This window comes from Streptomyces sp. NPDC001920 (genome assembly GCF_053594495.1).
Window position 1 is genome coordinate 47,720 of the sequence record NZ_JBSFEP010000025.1, and the last position, 19,131, is coordinate 66,850.

The 19,131-nt window shown below is 67.6% G+C and carries 17 protein-coding genes and 3 pseudogenes; 8 read left to right on the plus strand and 12 right to left on the minus strand.

Annotated elements, in window-relative coordinates:
• Positions 1-97 precede the first annotated feature (97 nt).
• Complete coding sequence (locus ACWCPI_RS33440; protein ID WP_451041702.1) at positions 98-442, plus strand: Pepco domain-containing protein; 345 nt, start codon at positions 98-100, stop codon at positions 440-442.
• Complete coding sequence (locus tag ACWCPI_RS33445; protein WP_451041703.1) at positions 439-2,037, plus strand: caspase family protein; 1,599 nt, start codon at positions 439-441, stop codon at positions 2,035-2,037. Before ACWCPI_RS33440 ends, ACWCPI_RS33445 begins: the two co-directional genes overlap by 4 nt.
• Before the next feature lie 287 nt (positions 2,038-2,324).
• Here the strand turns inward: ACWCPI_RS33445 and ACWCPI_RS33450 are convergent, their stop codons facing one another.
• From ACWCPI_RS33450 to ACWCPI_RS33465, 4 genes are all read right to left on the minus strand, one after another.
• Complete coding sequence (locus ACWCPI_RS33450) at positions 2,325-3,470, minus strand: hypothetical protein (protein ID WP_451041704.1); 1,146 nt, start codon at positions 3,468-3,470, stop codon at positions 2,325-2,327.
• A gap of 2 nt (positions 3,471-3,472) precedes the next feature.
• The gene (locus ACWCPI_RS33455) at positions 3,473-4,522 is read right to left on the minus strand and encodes a hypothetical protein (protein WP_451041705.1); all 1,050 of its coding nucleotides are present in this window, start codon (positions 4,520-4,522) and stop codon (positions 3,473-3,475) included.
• 429 nt (positions 4,523-4,951) lie between these two features.
• Positions 4,952-5,398, minus strand: coding sequence for a DUF6463 family protein (locus tag ACWCPI_RS33460; RefSeq protein ID WP_451041706.1), 447 nt, complete (start codon positions 5,396-5,398; stop codon positions 4,952-4,954).
• A 1,207-nt stretch (positions 5,399-6,605) separates the two neighbouring features.
• The gene (locus ACWCPI_RS33465; protein ID WP_451041707.1) at positions 6,606-7,340 is read right to left on the minus strand and encodes a dienelactone hydrolase family protein; all 735 of its coding nucleotides are present in this window, start codon (positions 7,338-7,340) and stop codon (positions 6,606-6,608) included.
• A gap of 1,908 nt (positions 7,341-9,248) precedes the next feature.
• On the opposite strand from ACWCPI_RS33465, the gene ACWCPI_RS33470 reads away from it, so the two are divergent.
• The 3 genes from ACWCPI_RS33470 to ACWCPI_RS33480 all read left to right on the plus strand — a co-directional run bounded on the left by ACWCPI_RS33470 (position 9,249) and on the right by ACWCPI_RS33480 (position 11,063).
• Entirely contained in the window at positions 9,249-9,980 is a 732-nt protein-coding gene (locus tag ACWCPI_RS33470) for an HAD family hydrolase (RefSeq protein WP_451041708.1), read from the plus strand.
• A complete protein-coding gene (locus ACWCPI_RS33475) occupies positions 9,977-10,477 on the plus strand; it encodes an N-acetyltransferase family protein (protein ID WP_451041709.1) in 501 nt (166 codons plus the stop codon). Before ACWCPI_RS33470 ends, ACWCPI_RS33475 begins: the two co-directional genes overlap by 4 nt.
• Before the next feature lie 70 nt (positions 10,478-10,547).
• Complete coding sequence (locus ACWCPI_RS33480) at positions 10,548-11,063, plus strand: DinB family protein (RefSeq protein ID WP_451041710.1); 516 nt, start codon at positions 10,548-10,550, stop codon at positions 11,061-11,063.
• 47 nt (positions 11,064-11,110) lie between these two features.
• Here ACWCPI_RS33480 and ACWCPI_RS33485 read toward each other — a convergent pair whose 3' ends face one another.
• On the minus strand, positions 11,111-11,836 hold the full coding sequence (locus ACWCPI_RS33485) for a DUF2625 family protein (RefSeq protein WP_451041711.1): 726 nt from the start codon (positions 11,834-11,836) through the stop codon (positions 11,111-11,113).
• A 230-nt stretch (positions 11,837-12,066) separates the two neighbouring features.
• Between ACWCPI_RS33485 and ACWCPI_RS33490 the strand changes: the two genes are divergently transcribed.
• On the plus strand, positions 12,067-12,951 hold the full coding sequence (locus ACWCPI_RS33490; protein WP_451041712.1) for a transposase family protein: 885 nt from the start codon (positions 12,067-12,069) through the stop codon (positions 12,949-12,951).
• 9 nt (positions 12,952-12,960) lie between these two features.
• Here the strand turns inward: ACWCPI_RS33490 and ACWCPI_RS33495 are convergent.
• The 5 genes and pseudogenes from ACWCPI_RS33495 to ACWCPI_RS33515 form a co-directional block, all read right to left on the minus strand.
• Positions 12,961-13,190 (minus strand): annotated as a pseudogene (locus ACWCPI_RS33495) (transposase); the annotation flags it as partial.
• 267 nt (positions 13,191-13,457) lie between these two features.
• On the minus strand, positions 13,458-13,706 hold the full coding sequence (locus ACWCPI_RS33500) for an Imm21 family immunity protein (RefSeq protein WP_451041713.1): 249 nt from the start codon (positions 13,704-13,706) through the stop codon (positions 13,458-13,460).
• Positions 13,696-14,085, minus strand: a complete 390-nt coding sequence (locus ACWCPI_RS33505; protein WP_451041714.1) for an Imm21 family immunity protein — start codon at positions 14,083-14,085, stop codon at positions 13,696-13,698. Before ACWCPI_RS33505 ends, ACWCPI_RS33500 begins: the two co-directional genes overlap by 11 nt.
• Before the next feature lie 383 nt (positions 14,086-14,468).
• Positions 14,469-14,894, minus strand: coding sequence for a DUF3592 domain-containing protein (locus ACWCPI_RS33510; protein ID WP_451041715.1), 426 nt, complete (start codon positions 14,892-14,894; stop codon positions 14,469-14,471).
• 286 nt (positions 14,895-15,180) lie between these two features.
• On the minus strand, positions 15,181-15,642 hold the full coding sequence (locus ACWCPI_RS33515; RefSeq protein ID WP_451041716.1) for a hypothetical protein: 462 nt from the start codon (positions 15,640-15,642) through the stop codon (positions 15,181-15,183).
• Positions 15,643-16,254: 612 nt separating this feature from the next.
• Between ACWCPI_RS33515 and ACWCPI_RS33520 the strand changes: the two genes are divergently transcribed.
• Entirely contained in the window at positions 16,255-16,467 is a 213-nt protein-coding gene (locus tag ACWCPI_RS33520; protein WP_451041717.1) for a hypothetical protein, read from the plus strand.
• 86 nt (positions 16,468-16,553) lie between these two features.
• Here the strand turns inward: ACWCPI_RS33520 and ACWCPI_RS33525 are convergent.
• Positions 16,554-17,366 (minus strand): annotated as a pseudogene (locus ACWCPI_RS33525) (IS5 family transposase).
• 273 nt (positions 17,367-17,639) lie between these two features.
• Between ACWCPI_RS33525 and ACWCPI_RS33530 the strand changes: the two are divergent.
• A pseudogene (locus tag ACWCPI_RS33530) lies at positions 17,640-17,798 on the plus strand (IS5 family transposase); the annotation flags it as partial.
• A gap of 351 nt (positions 17,799-18,149) precedes the next feature.
• Here ACWCPI_RS33530 and ACWCPI_RS33535 read toward each other — a convergent pair.
• Complete coding sequence (locus ACWCPI_RS33535) at positions 18,150-18,755, minus strand: dihydrofolate reductase family protein (protein WP_451041718.1); 606 nt, start codon at positions 18,753-18,755, stop codon at positions 18,150-18,152.
• Between the last annotated feature and the right edge of the window lie 376 nt (positions 18,756-19,131).

The window sequence follows — 19,131 nt, forward strand, 5'->3', positions numbered from 1 at the left end:
CCGCCAACGATCGACCGGCATCGGATCGACGCTCCTGACCATGAATCACCCTCCGTCTCCGTACAGTGGACTTGCTGTCACCGTCCAAGGGGGATTCGTGAGCTCAGCTGCCGATGCGTCCGGAGTAACGGCCCTGCCCTTCTGGGTTTCGTACGACGATCAAGACGGACTCCACGACGACGGCGACTCCATGGGCCTGTTCGGCGGTGGGGACGGTGAAGCGCGGCTGAGGAGCGTCCCTCTGGGGCCCCTGCGTAAGAACCTCGCCGAGGCCGTGGACGCCTTGCAGCAGGTGTTCACCGAGGCCGCCGCCCGAGGCGGACCGCTGCCCCTACGGGAGGCACACCTGTCGTTCCAGGTGACGGCGAGCGGCGGTGTGCAGTTCATCGGTTCTGCCCAGACGCAGCGCGGCCACGGCATCACACTCGTCTTCAAGCAGTGACCGGTGCGATGGCGCGTCACAGAGCCCTCCTCATCGGGGCCAGCGACTACGAGATGCGCGGTGTCCCTCCCCTCCCCTTCATCCCGGCCGACCTCGCTCGGCTCGGATCGGTGCTCGAAGACCGTGGATTCGACGACGTGCAGGTCCTGGCCGGGCGCGAAGGGGGCAAGCAGGTCTCGGCGAACTACGTGAACGCCCGGGTAGCCGGCTTCCTCAGGCGAGCTCACCCGGGCGACACGCTGTTCATCCTGCTGAGCGGGCATGGCGTGCATGCCAAGGGGCGCGACTACCTCGTACCTGAGGACATCGACGAGGACACACATCCCTTCGAGGCGGGGTGCGTGGCGATCGACTGGCGTGAGCACCTCGACGAGACGCCTGCCGAGCACGTCGTCTTCCTGATCGACGCCTGCCGGGAGGGCATCGAGCAGGACTCGATGGGCGTCACAAGCGTCAAGCAGTGGAGCCGGCAGAAGATCAGCGCCGCGCTGCGCCGCAAGGTGGCGTACGTGTACGCCTGCTCGCCGGGGCAGTACGCGCTGTTCGTACGCCCGCACGACTTCCCCCTCAGTCCAGTCGCCGGGGCTCGGGTCGGCGATTCGTTCAGCATCTTCTCCCGGTCGGTGTCCGACGTCATCGCCGCGCATCCCGGTGGCGCCACGCTCCCACTCGGTCGATTCCAGGACGCCGTACAGAACCGGATGACCGAGTTGCACCGGGGGTATCGCAAGAGCGGGCAGCCGCAGTTCCTGCGGGTCGTGAGCGACATCCCGTCCGACGGTTTTCTCTTCCTGCCGTCTCCGGGCGGGCGGCCGGGGCGTGTCCGTGGGCCCTCCGCCGTGATGCCTGGGCCCTCCGCAGCGGAAGGGGACGCCGACACGGCGGCGTATGAGAGCGCCGGGATGGGTGTCGAGGCCGGCACTCCCCGACCGGCGTATCCGCAGCACGCTTTCCGGCTGGGGCGACGTGCGTTCGCGGCGCTGACCCTGCTCGGCCTGCTCGGCGTCGCGGCCTGGGCCGCGGCCACGTACCACGGCAATGGCAAGGGTGGCGACACGAAGTCGAACGAGCCCGGATCGGAGACCTCGCTCACGCCCAGCTCCTCCGGGGCGCGGTCTTCCAGCACGAAGAGCAAGAAGGACAAGGACAGTGCAGGATCGGCGGATACCAGCGCGTCCAGCATCTCCGCGCTGCCCGACTGCACTCCCAGCGCTGCGCATTTGACCGTGCGCAGCCTTCGCAACGCATACCGACCCGATGACATCCCCACCCTGCTGGTGACCGCGAAGAACATCACCGGCAGCGACTGCAAGGTCGATCTCGGACCTGAGAAGACGGTGCTGACCCTCTCGCCGGCCAATAGCGCCGACGTCTACTGGTCCTCTGCCGACTGCCCCGAAGGCTCTGGCAGTCGGCTCTTCCTGGCGCCTGCCCACGGCGACGTCACGTACACCGTGAGATGGAATCGCAAGCCAAGTACTCCGCAGTGTGGAACGGCTCCGGAAGAGTACGCAGGCTTTGGCACGTTTCTGGCGGAGGCGACAGCACCGCGCTTTGGCAAGGTGCAGACATCGTTCGTGCTGTCCAAGTCTTGAGCAGGCTGCCCGAGCGGAGGCCTTCCACGCTGGTGCCGACGGGCAGGAAGCCCCTCCGACCTCGGTATTGTCTGGCGGGCAGCTGATCGGCGGCATGGGGAACGGGTTCCTACGGGCATTCCGTCGCAGACATCCGCTGCACCATCCCGGACGCGGCGGACGGCCCGCAACAGAAGGAGTCTCAGCTGCCGCTGTTCTGCTCTCGATCCAGGGTGACCGAGTCAATACCGAGGGATCCTCCAGGCTCCGGCGAGGCCCGACGGCCGTGGGCTTGCCCGCACGGGCAGTCACTCACGTACTCGGGACGGAGCCCCGCGCGTCACCTCAGCCGAAGCGCAGGATGCGGGGGCGAAGGTGTTCTCGGGGCCTTGGGCGCGGCCGACCGACCAGACCGTCGCCGTACCCGGCACCGGCGCCAGCCGCAGCGTCCTGGAGTCACCCTCCCCGGCCACCGCCGGTTCGCCGTACTCGGAGAAGGACTGTCCGTTCCAGGCCAGGAAATCCGGCCCGGGAACCAGCGGCGGAGTGCTGCCCGGAGGGCCCGACTTCTGCGAGCGAGCCACCGAGACCCAGCCCAGCGCGCCTGACGTGTTGGGCGCCAGTGAGGTGATCCCGCCGAAGTCGGTGGGTACAGTCACCCGGCTCCACGCCTGCCCGTCCCAGCGCACCAGCAGGGGCGGAATCGGCCGGCCCGGCGGGCCGCCGACGAACCCGGCCGTGCCACCCGCCCACACCTCCGTCGGCGAGACCGCCAGCACACTGCCCACGGCCGACCGCGGGAACCCGTCCACGATCGTCTGCTGCCACGCCTGCCCGTTCCAGTGCGAAACGGCCGCACCCGCGTTGGTTTCGCCCGCGGCCCAGACGTCGTCGGCCGCCAGGATGTGCAGGCCGTACACATTTCCCGACGGCACCGGAACGTCCCGCCAGCCACGCCCGTCCCAGCGCAGCAACACCGGTGCGCCGTTCCGCGAACCGATCAGCCAGGTCTCACCGCCCCCGGCGACGACTTTGGTCAGTACCACGCCGCGCGGCGGCCGGCTCTCGGACCAGGCGCTGCCGTCGAAGCGCAGCAGACGGGAGCCGCCCGCCGAGTCGCGGCCCGCCGCCCAGACCGCGCTCGGCGAGGTCCCGGCGATGGACAGCAACTCTCCCTGCCAGCCGATCCCGGGCAGACTCTGGCGCTGCCAGGCGTCCTGGTCCCAGCGCAGCACCAGCGGGAAGCCCGGAGCCTCCCGACCGACGGCGTCGGCACCCACCGCCCACGCCCGGTCCGGCCCGAACGCCACGGCCTCGTTCAGCCCGGCCTGTGGACGTACCTGTGCCGGGACCGGGACGTGGCGCCAGGACTGGTTCTCCGCCGCGGCCGAGCTCATGATCGTCATGATGGTCATGGCGACGGCGAGGACCGTGACGAGAAGTCTTCGTGCCATGGTCAGCCTCCCAGCCGCTCGCTCAGCAAGTTCGGTTTCGAGCCGTAGATCTCGACGGTTCCGAAGGACAACAAGGAAAGCCCGGCTCTCGCCAGTGCACGTGCTTTGACGTCGATCGCGTCCTTGCGTTCCGGGCCGTAGGAGAAGGTGGCGCGCGGGCCGTCCACCCGTGCGTACTTCGACTGGAACGCGCGGTCGCTGCGCACCGGCAGCCACAGCGCGCCGTCCGGGCCGCGCACCATGGCCTCGGTGTAGGTGTCGCCGAGCGGTGGGTAGGTGGTGCGCCAGACGTGCCCGTTGAAGGTCATCAGGTACGTGCGGGTGGCGCCGTCGGTGGACTGACTGCCGCCGATCGTCACCAGGCCGGACGGTTCGAGCAGGATGGTGTGCACGTTGCTGTTCGGTGGCAGCGGCACGCTCGCGTCCCGCCACGCCGTGCCGTTCCAGCGCAGGACGGTGGTCCCGGAACCGGTGTCCGCCCACGTCCATGCGTCGGTCGCAGTACGCGCGGTGATCCCCATCAGGTACAGCACCCCGTCCGGGGTGGACTGTGTGGTCCAGCCGGAACCGTCGTAGTGCAACACCTTCAGCCCGGTGTCGTCTTCACCGACCACCCACGCGCCACCCGGTACGGCGGTGAAGTCCTGATAGGTCCACAGGGTCTGCGGCAGGGGGACGGTCTTCCATCCTCCGGCCGACCGGCGCAGGATTTCCCCCATCCCCGCACGGTTGTGGAAGATCCACACTTCCTCGCCGACGAACTGCACCTCACCAAGCCAGCCCAGCTCACCGGCACCGGGGAACGTGGTGTCCCGGCTCCACGCCGTGCCGTCCCACCGGTACAACATCGGCCGCAGCCCATCCGCCGCCTGCTCGTACCCGGTGGCCCACGCCTCGCCAGGCCCGCGGGCGGCGAGATCGGACACGGTCACCGGCGGGGCCGCCGCCGGCACCGGAAGCGCCGACCAGCTCGACTTCGCTGCCGCCGCCGGCGACACGACCGTGGCACACGCCAGGACGAGGCAGACAATGACCGCGCGGAGACCGTTCATGAGACCCCCAGAATGCGAAGGTCGCACACCGTATTCGCGTTCACCCAACGGTGAACAGACGGCATTCGGCCATCGCGGTTCCCTCTGGGGTCCTCCGTGTCTTCCGACTCCTCACGCCACGAGCGCTGTTCGTCGTCCGGGCCGAAGTCGCGGCCGCGGTTTCCAGTGCCGCCGCCTGAGCGGTCGTCGAACAGGTGGATCTGCGGAGCGCCGGGCATAGCAGCCGGCACCGGCTGTGCCCTCGTGCTGCCGCCGACTGCCGTTGCCGGATGTGACGGTTGATGCGGTCGAGCCGCAGATCCGTGAACTGCTGGCGGCAATCCGCGAGATGCCGGCGACGGTGATCTCGGGGGTCGTTCGGCGTGGCCGTCCTGACTCCGGAGCGACGAGACTCAAAGAGCTCAGCGCCTCCCGCTGGGTGGGCTTCTTTCAGTGGTCGCGGGCGTCCCTTGCGCCGGGTCCACGGGCAGCCAGTACGAGAAGCACCCCGACCAGCAGCAAGGCCCATGCCGGCGAGGCGGGAAGCAGGGCAACCAGAACCACACCCCAGGCGGTCATGGCCCAGCCGAACGGGACGGGCACCCGCTCGCCCCGCTTCGCCGCGCTCAGCACGAAGGCGCCGAACAGAAGCACCGGCACCCCGAAGCTGCCCGGCGCGACCCAGAAGGCCTCGGAGTAGGCCAGATTCTCGGGGGTGACGTCGAGCGAAATGGTCTGCCACGGTCCCTGGTCGAAGATGTCCGACCAGACGTCTCGGTTGTCCAGCGGCGACACGACCATGTGAATCACGCCGAAGGCCACGGCGATCCAGCCGGCCGCGCGCGTAAGCCTGGACTTGTTCGGGCGGGAAGTGCTCGTGGCGCGCAGGAGGGGCATGACTGCTTCCTCTATCTATACGGCATCGTATAGAACGCAGCCTAGCACTGCTCTATACGGTGGCGTATAGATCGGTGATCGAGGTGGGACAGGGCAGACCATGGCGGTGGCTCGCACTCCGCGTCACAAATTGCTCGACGAAGGACTGTGTACAACTGGCGTGCCAGGACCGTCCGTTGGTCCGTGCGCCGAGCCGACGTGCGGTAGTCGGAGAAGGAAGCAACGTCCAGGCCGTGTATCGCAAGTAGATCTTGGGCTGTCACCCTGTACGACCTGGTCTCCGGACAAGCCGCCGTCGACACCGGAATCTAGGCCGGCTTCGAAGACCCGCCCCGGCCGAGCAAGCGGTGACTTTGCCTCGACCTCTCTGGGGTCACTACCTGGGCACCAGCGGCCATGGCCGCTGGTGCTGCGGAGCATGAGAGGCAGGGCGAGAAGGTCAGCCGGAAGGTGAAGGGGCTCGCTGCGCGCATTACCGACCGCTCCACCGCGGCCGTGGCAGTCGCGGTGAGCAGCTGATGAGCGCGCCCGCCCCCGTCGCAGCCCGCCCGGCCCGCCGGGAGGTGGTGTGACGGATCGCCCTGCCGAGCATTCCGGCGGGCACCGGCAGCGTCGGCGTGGCCCTGCTCCACGGCACCATCCCGTCGGGCTCCGTGCTCTACCCACAGCGCTGGCTGACCGCTCTGCCGGGCGGCAGCGAGGTCCTTCTCAGCCTAGGTGAGTGCGGCCCGTCCCGCGCCTTCCGGTCCTTGGCGCGTCACACAAGCGCAGGTGCCTGGTGGTGTGCGCGCCAGAGGTACAGGCCTCCACAAGGACACGCAAGAGGGTGGGGTAGTCCTTACCGAGGAGCACGTAGAGGCCGTGCAGGATGCTCCAGGCAGCATCGGCCTCCTCCGGGCCCGTGACGGTCCCGTAGCGGGCTGTGAGACGGCGACCCAAGGGCGCAGTGGGCAGGTCGCGTCGCCGCGTTGTTTCTTGGATGGCCTCAGCGACGCAGTCGACCACCGTTTCGAACTCGTAGCCGGTGTGGATGAACAGCTGGTCGAGCCGCGCGTAGGCGACGCGCAGCCTCAAGGAATGGGCTTCCCTGGCTTTTACGGAAGTCTCGTTCGCGATAGAGGCGGGCCACGGCCATGGAGACATCGGTGTGGCCCGCCATGCCGTCTGCTGGTCGCTGCCGTTCAGGCTTGGTTTCCGGGCTGGACCCTCAGCTGTTGGACAGGGTGCGGTCCAGAAGGGGGAGCAGGCGATCCCAGTGGCGCTTCAGCCCGGAGGCGCTATAAGCGTCGGTGTCGGACATGGTGAAGCCGTGAATGGTGCCGGGGTAGATCTCGGAGGTGTAGCCGACACCTGCCGCATCCAACGCCTGGTTGAGCTCGCCGAGGGCCTCAGGTGTCATGTCGCCTTCGGCGTGGCCGAGGTGGACCTGGGCGGTGAGCTTGGAGAAGAGGTCGGGCCCGTCGGCGCCCACAGGGCCGTGGAACGCGGCGACGGCCGCCACCTGGTCGGGATGGGCCGCGGCGGTGCGCATCGCGTAGAGGCCGCCTATGCAGTAGCCGGTCACCGCGACCGGTCCGGCGCCGACCTCGGGCTGGGTGGTGAGGAACCTGAGGTAGGCGTCGGCGTCGCGCACGACACGTTCGGCGGTGTGCGCCTCGATCAGGGGCATCAGCTGGGCGAAAACCGCGGGCCGGACCTCCTCTCCGATGTGCTCGGTAAGCTCGACCAGCGGTGCCGGGCCGTGGCGGTAGAAGGAGTTGGGGACGAGCACGTAGTAGCCGTGCCCGGCCAGTTCGCGGGCCATCTCCCGCAGCACGGGCCGGATGCCGAAGCCGTCCGCGTACATCAGCACCCCTGGGTGGCGCTCGCCGTGGTCGGGGAAGGCGGCGAAGGCGTCGGCCTGGCCGTCCGTGGTGGGAATCCGCAGCGTCTTGGTGGGCATGACTACTCCTGTCGTGGTTGATGTGCAGAGCCTGTGATCAACACGACGGAGGCGGAGCCCGCGCAGCAGCGCAAGAGCCTCGATCAAACACCGGGCCCGAACCGGCCCGTACGGCGCTCAGAAGAGCCCCGGGTCACCGATCCGTGTGTGGCGCAAGGCCGTCCCGGTATTCATAGCCGCACAGCCTAGCCCACCGACGGGACATCGAGACTCCCGTTCGACGGACACCACTCAAGATCGAAAAGACAACAGCTTCTGAGCCCGGTCGCATCCGCACTGGGGCGCCCGCCTTTCGAGATACCGCCCCACCGACCAGGCTGCAGCGTGCCTCACCCGCGAGGCTGGAAGGTGAGCGGATAACGGTGTACGACATCTTCTCGGGCAGACGGCTGTTGCCGAGAGGCCTGATCTGGGATGCGGGGCGCAGGGGGCAAGCCGTCGCAGACGGCGCGCTGTAGCTGTATGTGACAGATCGCAGTGGTGCCGTCGGGCATTTGCCTGATCCGGTTGAGAAGCCGGCCCCTCGTCGCTGGGATCGGAGGGCCAGGCTTTTGGCCTATGGGCCAGGTGGGGCCGGTCTATCCAGTTCGACCGTGTTGGGGACACGTAGCCGGTTGTCACCCGGCGGTGGCTGCCCCCGGTCCGGGCTTGGTGGCTTGCGCGTCCGGTGGCGGTGTCTCTTTGGGCAGAGGGGACGGGGACACTGCGGGGGAAGGAGACGACGTGGCTGCCGGAGTGGTTGAGGACGTCGGTGCGGGGTCCGTATTCGGCGCTATGGGAACGCCGAACAGGAAGGCCAGCGCTATAAGGGTTGCTGATCCGGCAGCGAAGGACACGCCGATGTCTCCGGTCGGAGGCACGGCCGGCGATGTCTTCCGTGTGTGGCGGTAGACGGCGTAGCCGACCGTGCACGACACCACGAAGATCAGCCCAGCCCCCGTATCAATCAGTATGGTCACAGATGCGCCCCCACGGCTCGGAGGGCCTGCCGTGCCGCGACTGGACATCCTGCGGGCGGGCCCTCAACCTCGGCCACCCGCACATGCGAGAGGCTCGAGCAAGCCGCTGGGCACGGGGGCGAGAGCGAGGCGGGGGCGAGGGGCCGGGGAGGAGCGGCCGGGCTGCGGGGGTCGGGGGGGGCAAGAGGGGATCCCGCCGACGGGAGAGGTGAGGCCCCGAAATGAAAGAAGGCCCAACTCTCCCCTTTGATGGGAGCGGGCCACTTCGTTGCTCCCATAGTGGCACACGCCGCGAAGCTGAGGTAGATCCCGCCTCATGGCTGGTAACAGCGCGTCGGGGGTGGTTGTTGCGGCCTCTGCCGACGCGAGCAGCTTCACGAGGAGGCCGAGCAGGCCAATGCAGACGGGCTCGGAGAGGCTGCTGGGGTTCCAGTCCACCGTTCGACGCCTTTCTTGGCGATCGAACGTGAAGACGGCAGCCTCAGTTCGACCACCGGCAGTGTGGTCCTGACTGAGGGACGGCCTGACGCGGAGCGAATCCGCGTTGCGCTGTCAACGCGGTGACGTGACCATGGTTCTCCCGTGCTGTCTGGTTCTTGGGCCCGGAGCGTTGGGTTCTCGGCGGGGACCTGCGACAGCCCTGCGTCGTGGGCTGGTTGCTGATCCTGAGCCAAGGGTGGCACGGCTGCTCTACCGCACCTGTGCCGGTGGGAGGTCCGCTTTCAGCGGCCCGTTGGGGTCAACACCACCTAACGGCAGCCACTATTGCCAACGTCGCGGCTGTGCAGCGGAGTTCAAGATGATGTTCTGTCTGGCCCGGACCAAATCCATACTGACCGGCCTCTCCGCCACGTGCTGGCCTGCCGCGATATCGAGCTCGCTACATGTAGCCAGTGTTTGGGAAGTGGCCCTGGCGTCGAACGCGACGACGTAGGCAGGATCGTGAGTCATGCGTGCAGTCGTGTTCGACATGGATGGGACGCTTCTGGACAGCGTCCCCACGGTGTCCCGCGCGTACGCCGACGCGATTCGCTCGCTCGGCGGCCCGCCGGTCTCGCCGGATGAGGTGGTCGCCGGCTGGCATGTCGGCCACACAGAGCTGGTTCTCGCCCACTTCCTCGGCCGCACCTGCGGCCCCGCCGAGGCCGAGCGCTTCCACGCGTTCCTGGATCCGGCCGTAGCCGAGCTGCGGCCGTTCCCCGGCATACCGGTCCTGCTCGACGAAGTCGCCGATGCGGGCATGCGACTGGGCATATTCACGGCGGCCACCCGACGAGTGGCTTCGAGCATGCTCGCTGCCGCCGGAATCGACGCGCGATTCGACGTGGTCATCGCGGGCGACGAAGTCGGCAGACCCAAACCGGCGCCGGACGGATTGTTGCTGGCACTGCGGCAGCTCGGGGTCCCGGCCGAGGCAACTGCCTATGTCGGTGACGCTGAAGTGGACCTCGACTGTGCCAACGCCGCGGGATCGCTGGGAGTGCACGCTGGGTGGTGTGCGCGCGCCGGTGTCCGTGCCGGGACCCATCCGGTCGCGGCGCGTCCGTACGACGTGCTCAGCCTGCTGGTGGCGCCACGCAGGCGTACGGGCGACGGCACGGCCCGCCAAGGCGGCTCCGGGAGAGTGTCCCGCAGATCGGTAGATCAGGTGAGGCTCGCGAGTGAGGATGGGCAGTCGTGATCATCATCGGTTCGTTGCGCGAGGAGGATCGCGCCGCCTGGGAGGCGCTGGCGCGCGGTTACAAGACGTTCTACCGCACCACGGTGCCGGACGAGGGCTACGAGCAGACGTGGCAGCGGCTACGGGGCGGCACCGAGTTCCACGGCATCGGCGCCTGGTCGCAAGGGAAGCTGGTCGGCATCGCGCACTATCTGTTCCACCCGACGTTCTGGATGGAGGACAGCTGCTACCTCCAGGACCTCTTCGTCGACGAGGCGGCACGCGGCCGGGGCGTGGCGCGGATGCTGATCGAGAAGGTGGCCGATGCATCGCGGGAGCAGGGGGCATCCCGCTTCTACTGGACCACTCAGGAGGACAACGCCGCCGCCCGCGCACTGTACGACAAGGTGGCGAGCTTCAAGGGGTTCATACGCTACGACTACCCCATTGGCTCGCGACCTGGGGGAAGTGCTGGCGGGGCCGGTCGGCAATGTCATGAGAAGGGCCGCGCGGATTAGGGTCTGCCCGGCGGATCTTGGGCCAAAAGTCAGGCGACAGCCGGAGACCGAGCGCCTAACCTCCGCAGGCATGGCACCTTCGTTTGAGCGTCCCCCCTTGCAGGCCGACGAGCGCACCGCGCTCATCGGCTGGCTGGATCTGCAACGGCAGATCCTGAGATGGAAGTGCGATGGCCTGAGCGAGGCCGACGCGCACCGCTCCGTCATCCCGACCTCGCCGGCGATGACGATGGCTGGGCTCATCAGCCATATGCGGTGGGTCGAGCACACCTGGCTGGAGGTGCTGTTCCTGGGCGGCGACAAGACGCAGAACCCGTCCTTCGACGAGACGGACGAGGACGCGAACTGGCGTACCGACGGCATCCCGCTGAAGCAGCTGCTCGCGGAGTACGAGGCCCAGTGCGCCCGAAGCAACGAAATCGTGGCCGCGGCCTCCCTGGACGACGTGGGCCGCCACCCCGACTACCGCTCCGGCAACGCCAACCTCCGCTGGATGCTCATCCATCTCGTCGAGGAGACCGGACGGCACGCGGGGCATGCGGACATCGTGAGGGAGCTCCTCGACGGGGCAAAGGGATATTACTAGGTCCCCCCCGGCGCTCATCTGCCACCGGCGTCTGGGCGCGTGACGGTTCAGGCGGCTCCGAGGAAACCCGGGTCAGTGCCGTCGAACCCACGACACGAGTCACGGCTCAGCCCCAGGAGCTCTGCCATGGACACCGCACGACGGCTGGTCGCCGACAGGTCCTGGCGGGCCTCGGCGGACCACAACGGCGGGAAGAACGACAATCCCTGCCGGCCGTTCAACACGGAGACCTCGGGACGCCAGCCGTCCCACCGCAGGCCCTCGTAGAACTCCTGAAGCCCTCCGGAGAGAATCCAGGACAGCCAGGCCGAATGCCCGACGCCCAGCGCTTCCCAGCCAAGGGAATCCGGGGCGAAGTAGAGAATTTCGCCCGGCTCGCCGGGCCGCCCGGCCTCCCGGGGGTTGCCCCCGTTGAGGGCGAAGACCCCGCCCAGCACATCGTGCGCCACCACGAGCCCCGCAACCGGCCGCCAGGCCGGATCGAACCTCTCGGGCATCGCGTTGATCTCCGCCAGGCCCGGCAGCCTCTCGGCGCCGGCGTCACCCGGGCTTCCGAAGATCCGCAACCAGCCGCTGTCCACGAGCAGACCGCCGCTATTCAAGACGATCCCGCCCAGATTCGACCGCGCCGTGACCTGGAGCTGCAACAGCGAGGCGCGGCCTACCTCGGTGTTGCCGGGCAGCACCTCAACTGGTACGTCGGTGCCAGACAGCTCCTGGAGGAGGAGCGGCCAGGCTTCATCGACGTTGAGCAGCTCATCGACCTCGCGCATCTGCGCATCGTCGCACCAGCGCTCAAAGCGCAGAGCACCGGGGCACCTTCACTCTGATGCACCAAACGAGATGATCTCTAACGAGTTGGTGCGTGATAGCGGGTGAGCGTCGTGCCTGGCCGGTGGCATGATCCGGTTGTGTCGGTCATGGTCAATCGGGCGGTGTGGCGCACCGGCTGTTCACGGGGATTTGTCGGCGTCATCTCGCCCGCTTGGTCGAGGAGTTGGAGGTGCCGTGGCAGGCCGGGGTCGAGGGTCGCCGCCATGCTGCACGAGGTAGGGCCAGGAAGCGGACCGCGGGAGCCGGCGCCCGCCACCAGCTGGTCTTCGTCGACCGGCTGGTGGCCACGCTGATCCATCTGCGGCACGACCTGCCGCACTCGGTACTGGGGCTGCTGTTCGGCGTCGACCGCTCCACCATCACCCGTGCGATCGCAGAGGTGCGTACCCTCCTGACCGGGCGGGGGTGTGCGGTCCCCGACCGCCGCGGCCCGCGATTACGGACTACGGCCGACGTGTTCGCCTACGCCCAGGCCGAGGGCTTCGAGCTGCGGCTGGACGCCACCGAGATCCAGGTACGCCGGCCACCGGCCGGACGCGGCGGACGGCGGGCATTCGTTTCCGGGAAGAAGAAACAGAACATCATGAAGGCAACCGTCATCGCTGACTGGCGGGGCCGCACGTTATTGACCGACACCCTTCGGCCTGGTCGTATGCACGATGCCACGGCCGCCCGCAACGAGGGCATCGCCGTCTGCTTCCAGCACTTCCCCGACGTCGAGGTCCTCTTGGACGACGGCTGTCTCGGCCTGAGCCGCGACCATCGCAGGCAAGCGATCACACCGCCAAGAAAACCGCGTCCGGGAGCACTGCCCGGCAGAGTCCAGCAGTGGGAACGCGACCGCCACGGGCACTCCTCCGACCGCATCACCGTCGAGCATGCCCTCGCCGACCACAAACGCTGGAAACAACTATCGCGCTGGACCCACCGCCCGCGACCGCTGGCCCGACACCTACCGAGCCATCGCCAGCCTCGTCTCCGACCGCACCGCCGCCTGAAAACAAGCCACGAGCAGGCCAAAGCGCCTCACCCGCTATCACGCACCAACTCGTAAGACCGTGTCCTACGTGGTGAGGCGGACGACTCGTTTGTAGCAACAGATAGCTGTGGCCAGACCGAGAAAGGCCAGGTAGTTGCGAGGGTTCCGCTCGTAGCGGGGGCTGAGTCTGCGCGGTAGCCGGACAGCCACGACATCGTCCTTTCGATCACCGACCTGCGGCGGCCCAGCCGTTCGCTGGACTCAATGCCTTTGCGGGCGATCCGGACTCCAATGCGCTTGCCACGTAACCATTTCACGCGCCTCTGGCAAGACGAGAACCCACAGTGCACCGCCGGATGCTCGGCAACGGCTACTGTGCTCGCCCCCTTGCCACTTCGCCTCGATCTGCGAGTCCTGCACGTTTCTCCTTACCACCATCGAGTTCCGGCCCAAGCTCGAACGTCAGCGAGACGACGCGGCAGCCAAGTGACAGGACGCCCGCGAGCAGATCTTCGACGGATTGCTCAGCCGTCTCGACGGAGAGGCCTCCTGAACATCCCCACACGGAAAATGCAGCTCGGTCAGTGCGGCGACCACGGCAGAAGATGAATCACCCCAACTGAGGTCTCCTCGATCGGTGAGGCATAGACGGCGCGGACTGCCCAGCGGCCGGGCCGAATAGGGACGGGCGCTTGCTCCGGCAGGCCACCGCCGGCCGGGTACTCGACACCCAGCTCAGCCCCAGCTGTCACGGAGTCCATGAGCACCGCCGGGCCATCCGTCTCCCATACACCGCACTCGGCCCACACGGTGGTGGGGTCAGCGAGCACCGCCGGCCGCAGCGATCAGATCGCCCTCGCAGTTGGCGCCCAGCCAGCGGACGAACGCTTGGTGTTCCGGCAGATAGCAGCTGCTGGCGGGCTCATCCGCCAAGACAAGTCCTTGAGCGCCCTCCTCGCCGACGGCAATCACCCCAGCCAAAGTCTCAACCTCGCAGGCGCGGTCATAGTCGTCCCGAACGTCCCCGACGCCGAGGACCATCCCCGACTCTGTGCAACCACGCCACCGGGCCAATGCGGAAACCGGCACTGCTATCAGCGGGCCACCCATCGACTCGACCCAGGCGGGGGAAGAGTCGGCTGAGCTGGCCGTGGTGGAGGAAGACGTCTTCACGACGCCAGTATCCCCGCGGTCACTGACAACGAGCATTCGAGCTGATCAGCACGACCCGTGGCTCGGCATCGAGAACCGCATATTAGAGGGGTTCCGCGGAGTGAGGTCCGCTACGACAACCTGAAGGCGGCCGTCGCCCGGGTGCTGGGGCTGAGCCGGGCCCGGGTGGAGGCTGACCGATGGATCGCCTTCAAGTCGCACTTTCGTGCTGCCATTCACTCCAGCGTCCTCATGCTTACTGAGGAGCAACCCCTCAACCCTGGCCTCAACCCGCTTCCCCTATCAGCCAACCCCTCGGATTCCCCGCCCTGACCGGCCGGGGAGACTTGCACCTTCCACCGGTCAAACTCGATGGCACGCAGTCAAAGTTCGCTGTCACGGGACACCGAACCCTTGGGTTCGCGAGGCACCCAAGGTGATCAAAGGGTGATCAGCAAGACAACGAGGACCGACAACGTGCCCGCTGTGAGCACCGTCCCCACCCCGGCGAATACCAGGTAGAACGACTTGGAATCCCAGCCTCGGATCTCGAATCGGCGGGGATTCTCCGCGTCGTACAGGATGGTGACGGAGTTGCCGATGCCGAAGCCGGGGAGAACTGAGCCGCGGCCGAACATGGAGGGGTATGTGCACTCGCGCCCGTCCTGGGTTGTCCAGGCGACGACCGGGTGGTGGTACTTGGCTCCGTCGTCGTCCCGCCTGGTGTCGTGACGCACGACTCGCCCCACCGTAGTGATTCCGCTGCGGCGAAGCGCGCTGGCGCGGCGGATTCCATACACGCCAACACAAAGGAAGCCCACCCCAACCAGCAACGGTATGAGCGAGAAGAGCCATTCGCGTTCCATGTGATGTCCGACGCCTGAGTGCCCTCGTTGGTTGCTGCGGCAGGTCTCTCCACCTCTCTGCCGCACTCGAGCACGGGCATGGCCTTTGCCGCAGATCAGTGCGGCGCCATGGGGCCCTTTTGAACGTCACGCGGTTCGCCGGCTCGATGCACGGGGGGGGGGGGCGGGGGCCCCGGGGGGCGCGGGCCCCGCCCCCCCCCGCCCCACCGCGGGCGGGTACACGCCCGCGGTGCGGCGGAGCATACGTGGACGCCTCGCCGGAACGAGGCGAAGCGCGTGCCGGCTGTCAGTCCTTGAGCTTGTATTCGCAGGGCTTGGCCGACTTGCCGTCCTGATTGTCAGCGACCTGCTTGCCGTCGACTTTGATCGTGCACGGGGCCGGCTTGAGCATCCCGTCCGGGCCCTTGACCGAGCCGGGCACCACTGACACCGTGACGCCGACCTTCAGCTCAGCGCCCTCCAGTTGGATGGACTCCGTCTTGGTCCAGGGCAGCGTCACCTGTTCGAAGTGGTTGCTGTTCCCGTTCCACATGACCTGGGCCGCGCCCGTGCCACCCACCTCAAAGACCACCTGATGCGGGACACCCTTCTTCCCCGAGGACGAGCCCTTCGCCCCGCCGCTCGCCGAGGTGCTCGGTGAGGCCTCGCTCGCCTGGGCCGGGCTGGCGTCCTTCTTCTCATTGCCGCACCCGGTCACCAGGACCGTCGCCGCGAGCAGACTGATGGTGAGGGTTGCTGTCTTGCGCATATGCGTACTTCCCCGTTGCTGAACTGATCGGTGCTGGTGCACCAGAAGACCGTAGATCATGACGCCGTACGGGTGCATACCGCCTCAGAGGTGGGGCCCAGAACAGGGTCAGGGGCTGCGGTAGGGGCGGGACGGTCCGGTGTTCCCGGACGGCGTCCCGGAGGAGGACGGGGGTCACGCCGGCGGCGTCGAAGGTCTCGGTCCAGCCGTTGGGCATCTGGGCGGCGTTCGACCTCTAAGGTCACCAACTGGCTGGACAACACCGGCAAGCCTGACGGCAGTTGTCTCGCTGAACTTGGCTACGAAAATCACAGTGGCCATGGTGCAGCGACATACCCGATGATCGACTCCATGGATGTCGTCGTTCAACGAGTACGCACGTCATGGACGAAAGCGTCCCGGGGCGGGTCCGGGGCCGCCGCGCGAAACGCAGTCCCGACAGTGTTCCCACTCCCACTTGGCCTGAAATCCGGCCTGCATGAGGTCGTCATGCAGGAGTCCGACGCATTCAGTCCGAAGATGTCCGAACAGAAACTGTCGGATCCCGGCCTGGTACTTCGCGAGGCCGACGGACTGCTACGAGTCCATCCACCAGAGACAACGATCTTCAGCATGCCCCGACGCAACCGCCGCCCTCCAGCGGTCCGACTCACCCCCGGGCAGTGGCTGCAATGGCAGATCAACTACCGGTTCGTCGGCACCAGGGGCGGGCCGTGGTCATACCGGCTCGATACGTTCAATGTCTCCTACGGCTCCGCCTCGCCCGAGGTCTTCCTCAGCACACCACCGACACACAGAGTCGACGAGCGCGGCTTCCTGCGCTGAGCCGTGGGGACGCTTGGACGGTCACGGAGGGTTGTCACCAGAGGAGAGTTGCTCAGGATCTGACGACAGTTGAATAAGACCGTGTCCTACGTGGTGAGGCGGAGAAGGCGCTTGTAGCGGCACAGAGCGACAGCGAGTCCCAGAAAGGCCAGGTAGTTACGGGGATTGCGCTCGTAGCATGGGCTGAGTCTGCGGTAACCGGACAGCCACGACCCATCGTCCTCTCGATCACCTGCGACGGCCCAACCGTTCGCTGGACTCGATGCCTTTGCGGGCGATGCGGACTCCAATGCGCTTGCCGCGTAACCTTTTTCGCAGGTCCGGGCGGTCGTAAGCCTTATCCGCGTGGAGACGCTGGGGCTTGTAGTAGCGGCCATGGTGAGGGTTATGTCTCGTTTGGTGACCCTCGATCATGGGCTTCAGTCCTTCGCTGTCGTGGGTGTTGCCGGCCGACACCAACGAGGAGGGGCAGTCCGTTCGCGTCCGACAGGACGTTCATCTTTGAGCCCGGCTTGCCCCGGTCCACGGGGCTCGGACCTGTGTGTTCGCCCTTTTTTTCGCCCTGGCGTGGGCGGTGTCGAGGACGATGCGGGTGACGTCGATGAGGCGGCGTCGTCCAACCGGTGCTGGAGAGCTTCATGCAAGCGGCCCCAGACGCCGGCTCTGGACCAGATCAGGAAACGGCGGTGGGCCCTCGACTTCGAGATGCCGAAGCAGGGTGGCAGCGCCCGCCAGGCGCATCCGCTGACGAGCACGTGGATGATGGCCGCGTACAGAGTCTCATCAGGCGTGTCATGCGTCCCACCGCCCTGCGGCCGCACCCTCGATGGTGGGATCAGCGGCTTCGCGATCTCCCACAGCCCGTCCGGAACAATCCAACTCCACGTACCCCGCCCCACACCCGGGGCAACGACGCCTCACCACATAGGACACGTTCCAAGAAGTCGTGTTTCACCTGAGTCATTGCGGTATAGCCAGGTTGCTACCGTCCCGTGGTCTGATGCTGGTGAGGCTGTCGGGCTGGTGGTGGATCCCGAGACGAAGGGTGTGACGCCTGGGGCGGAGGACGGCTTGCGTCTGCCTCATTTCCAGGACGCCCGGGTCCGTCCGTGCTTCGATACGGCCGCACGCACGCCTGGGCGCACGCCCCTGAACGGCGGCATCCCCAGGTCATGGCTGACGGTCGCCCGTATCCGAGTGATCTGTCCGATGCACGCTGTGAGTTGATCGAGCCGGTCCTGGCCGCCTGGCGCTACGAGCGCCACGGCCGGGCGCTGGGCTTCGGCCGGCCCGCCGAGCTCGACCTGCGCGAAATCATGAACGCGATCTTGTAAGTCACCACACAAAATCCGCGTCCCGGGATGAAACAACGGGAGAAAGCGGCCTCTGAGGAACAACACGCCACAACCGAGATCGATAAGCAAACGCAACGGCTACGCCACACACCGCCGAGGCAGCCGCCACCCACGGCACCCCCTGTGCCGCGGCCGCCCTCATCGACCCGCCCGGACACCCCGCACCCCACCAATCACCGCCCCTCCCGATGAGCCGCCGAGGTGTGAGCGGGCGGCCACCCGTGCGGGCGATGAGAGCCGGGAGGTTCGGCGAGACGCCCAAGGGCTTGCTCCACGCCCGCCGGTACCGGCCTGCCGGCCGCCCAGACCGGCGCCGGCGGGGCGACATCACGCAGGGACGCCCAGCGGCGGGTGCTCGAGCACTCGGGGCTTGTACTCGACCAGCTGGATGCGGCCGTCGAAGGTGCGGTGGTCGATCATGTCGAGGGCAACATCCGGATAGCCGTCGTAAATGCGTTCCTCGCCCGTGGCCCCGGTGATCACCGGGAACATCACGACCCGGAAGCGGTCCACGAGTCCGGCACGCAGCAGGGACCGGCACAGGCTGAGGCTGCCGATCGTGCTGAGCAGCCCCGAGCCGCTCGACTTCATGGCGCGGACCGCCTCGACGGCGTCGTCGCGGACGAGCGTGCAGTTGGCCCACGTCAGTGGCTCCTCGAGGGAGGAGGAGAACACCACCTTGGACGCTTGCGTGAGCTCGTCGACGGACGCCTCTTCTTCGGGCCTGAACTCGTCTTGGCCCTTCGGGACCTCGCCCGCGGCGAAGCCCGACATCAGGCGGTAGGTGTTCGCTCCCATCAGGTACGTGGCCTCTGGCTGCTCGCCGAGCCATGCGAGGTACTCCGGGCCCTCCAGGCCCCAGAAGCCGGGCCATCCCTCTGCCGACGCGTAACCGTCGAGGGACGTGATGAAATCGACGAGAAGCTCCGACATGGCGGTGTCCTTTCCTGAGACGTCACGAGCTTGGACCGTCCGGGAGCCACAAACTCATCGCCGCGCCGTGCGCCCCCAAGGCACGGTCGTGGCCGCTGCCGGTCTCAGCGCCAGTCCGGGAGCAGTGGCCACTGTCCTGAAGGACGGGACGGCTCGCAGCGTGCCAGGAGGGCTCGCAGCCACGGGGACTCTCGACATCCCACCGCTGCCGTTCACACCCGGCCATCCTGGCCGTCCTGGCCATCGCCCCGGCTCCGGTGGTGGACCCCGAGGTATTCCTGCTGGCCGCGCATCCGCGAGGAGCATCGACGAAAGTGCGGACTCCCGGGCCGCGGCGGTGGCGGGCACTGCCCGTACCAGGCGCAACCGATGGCCC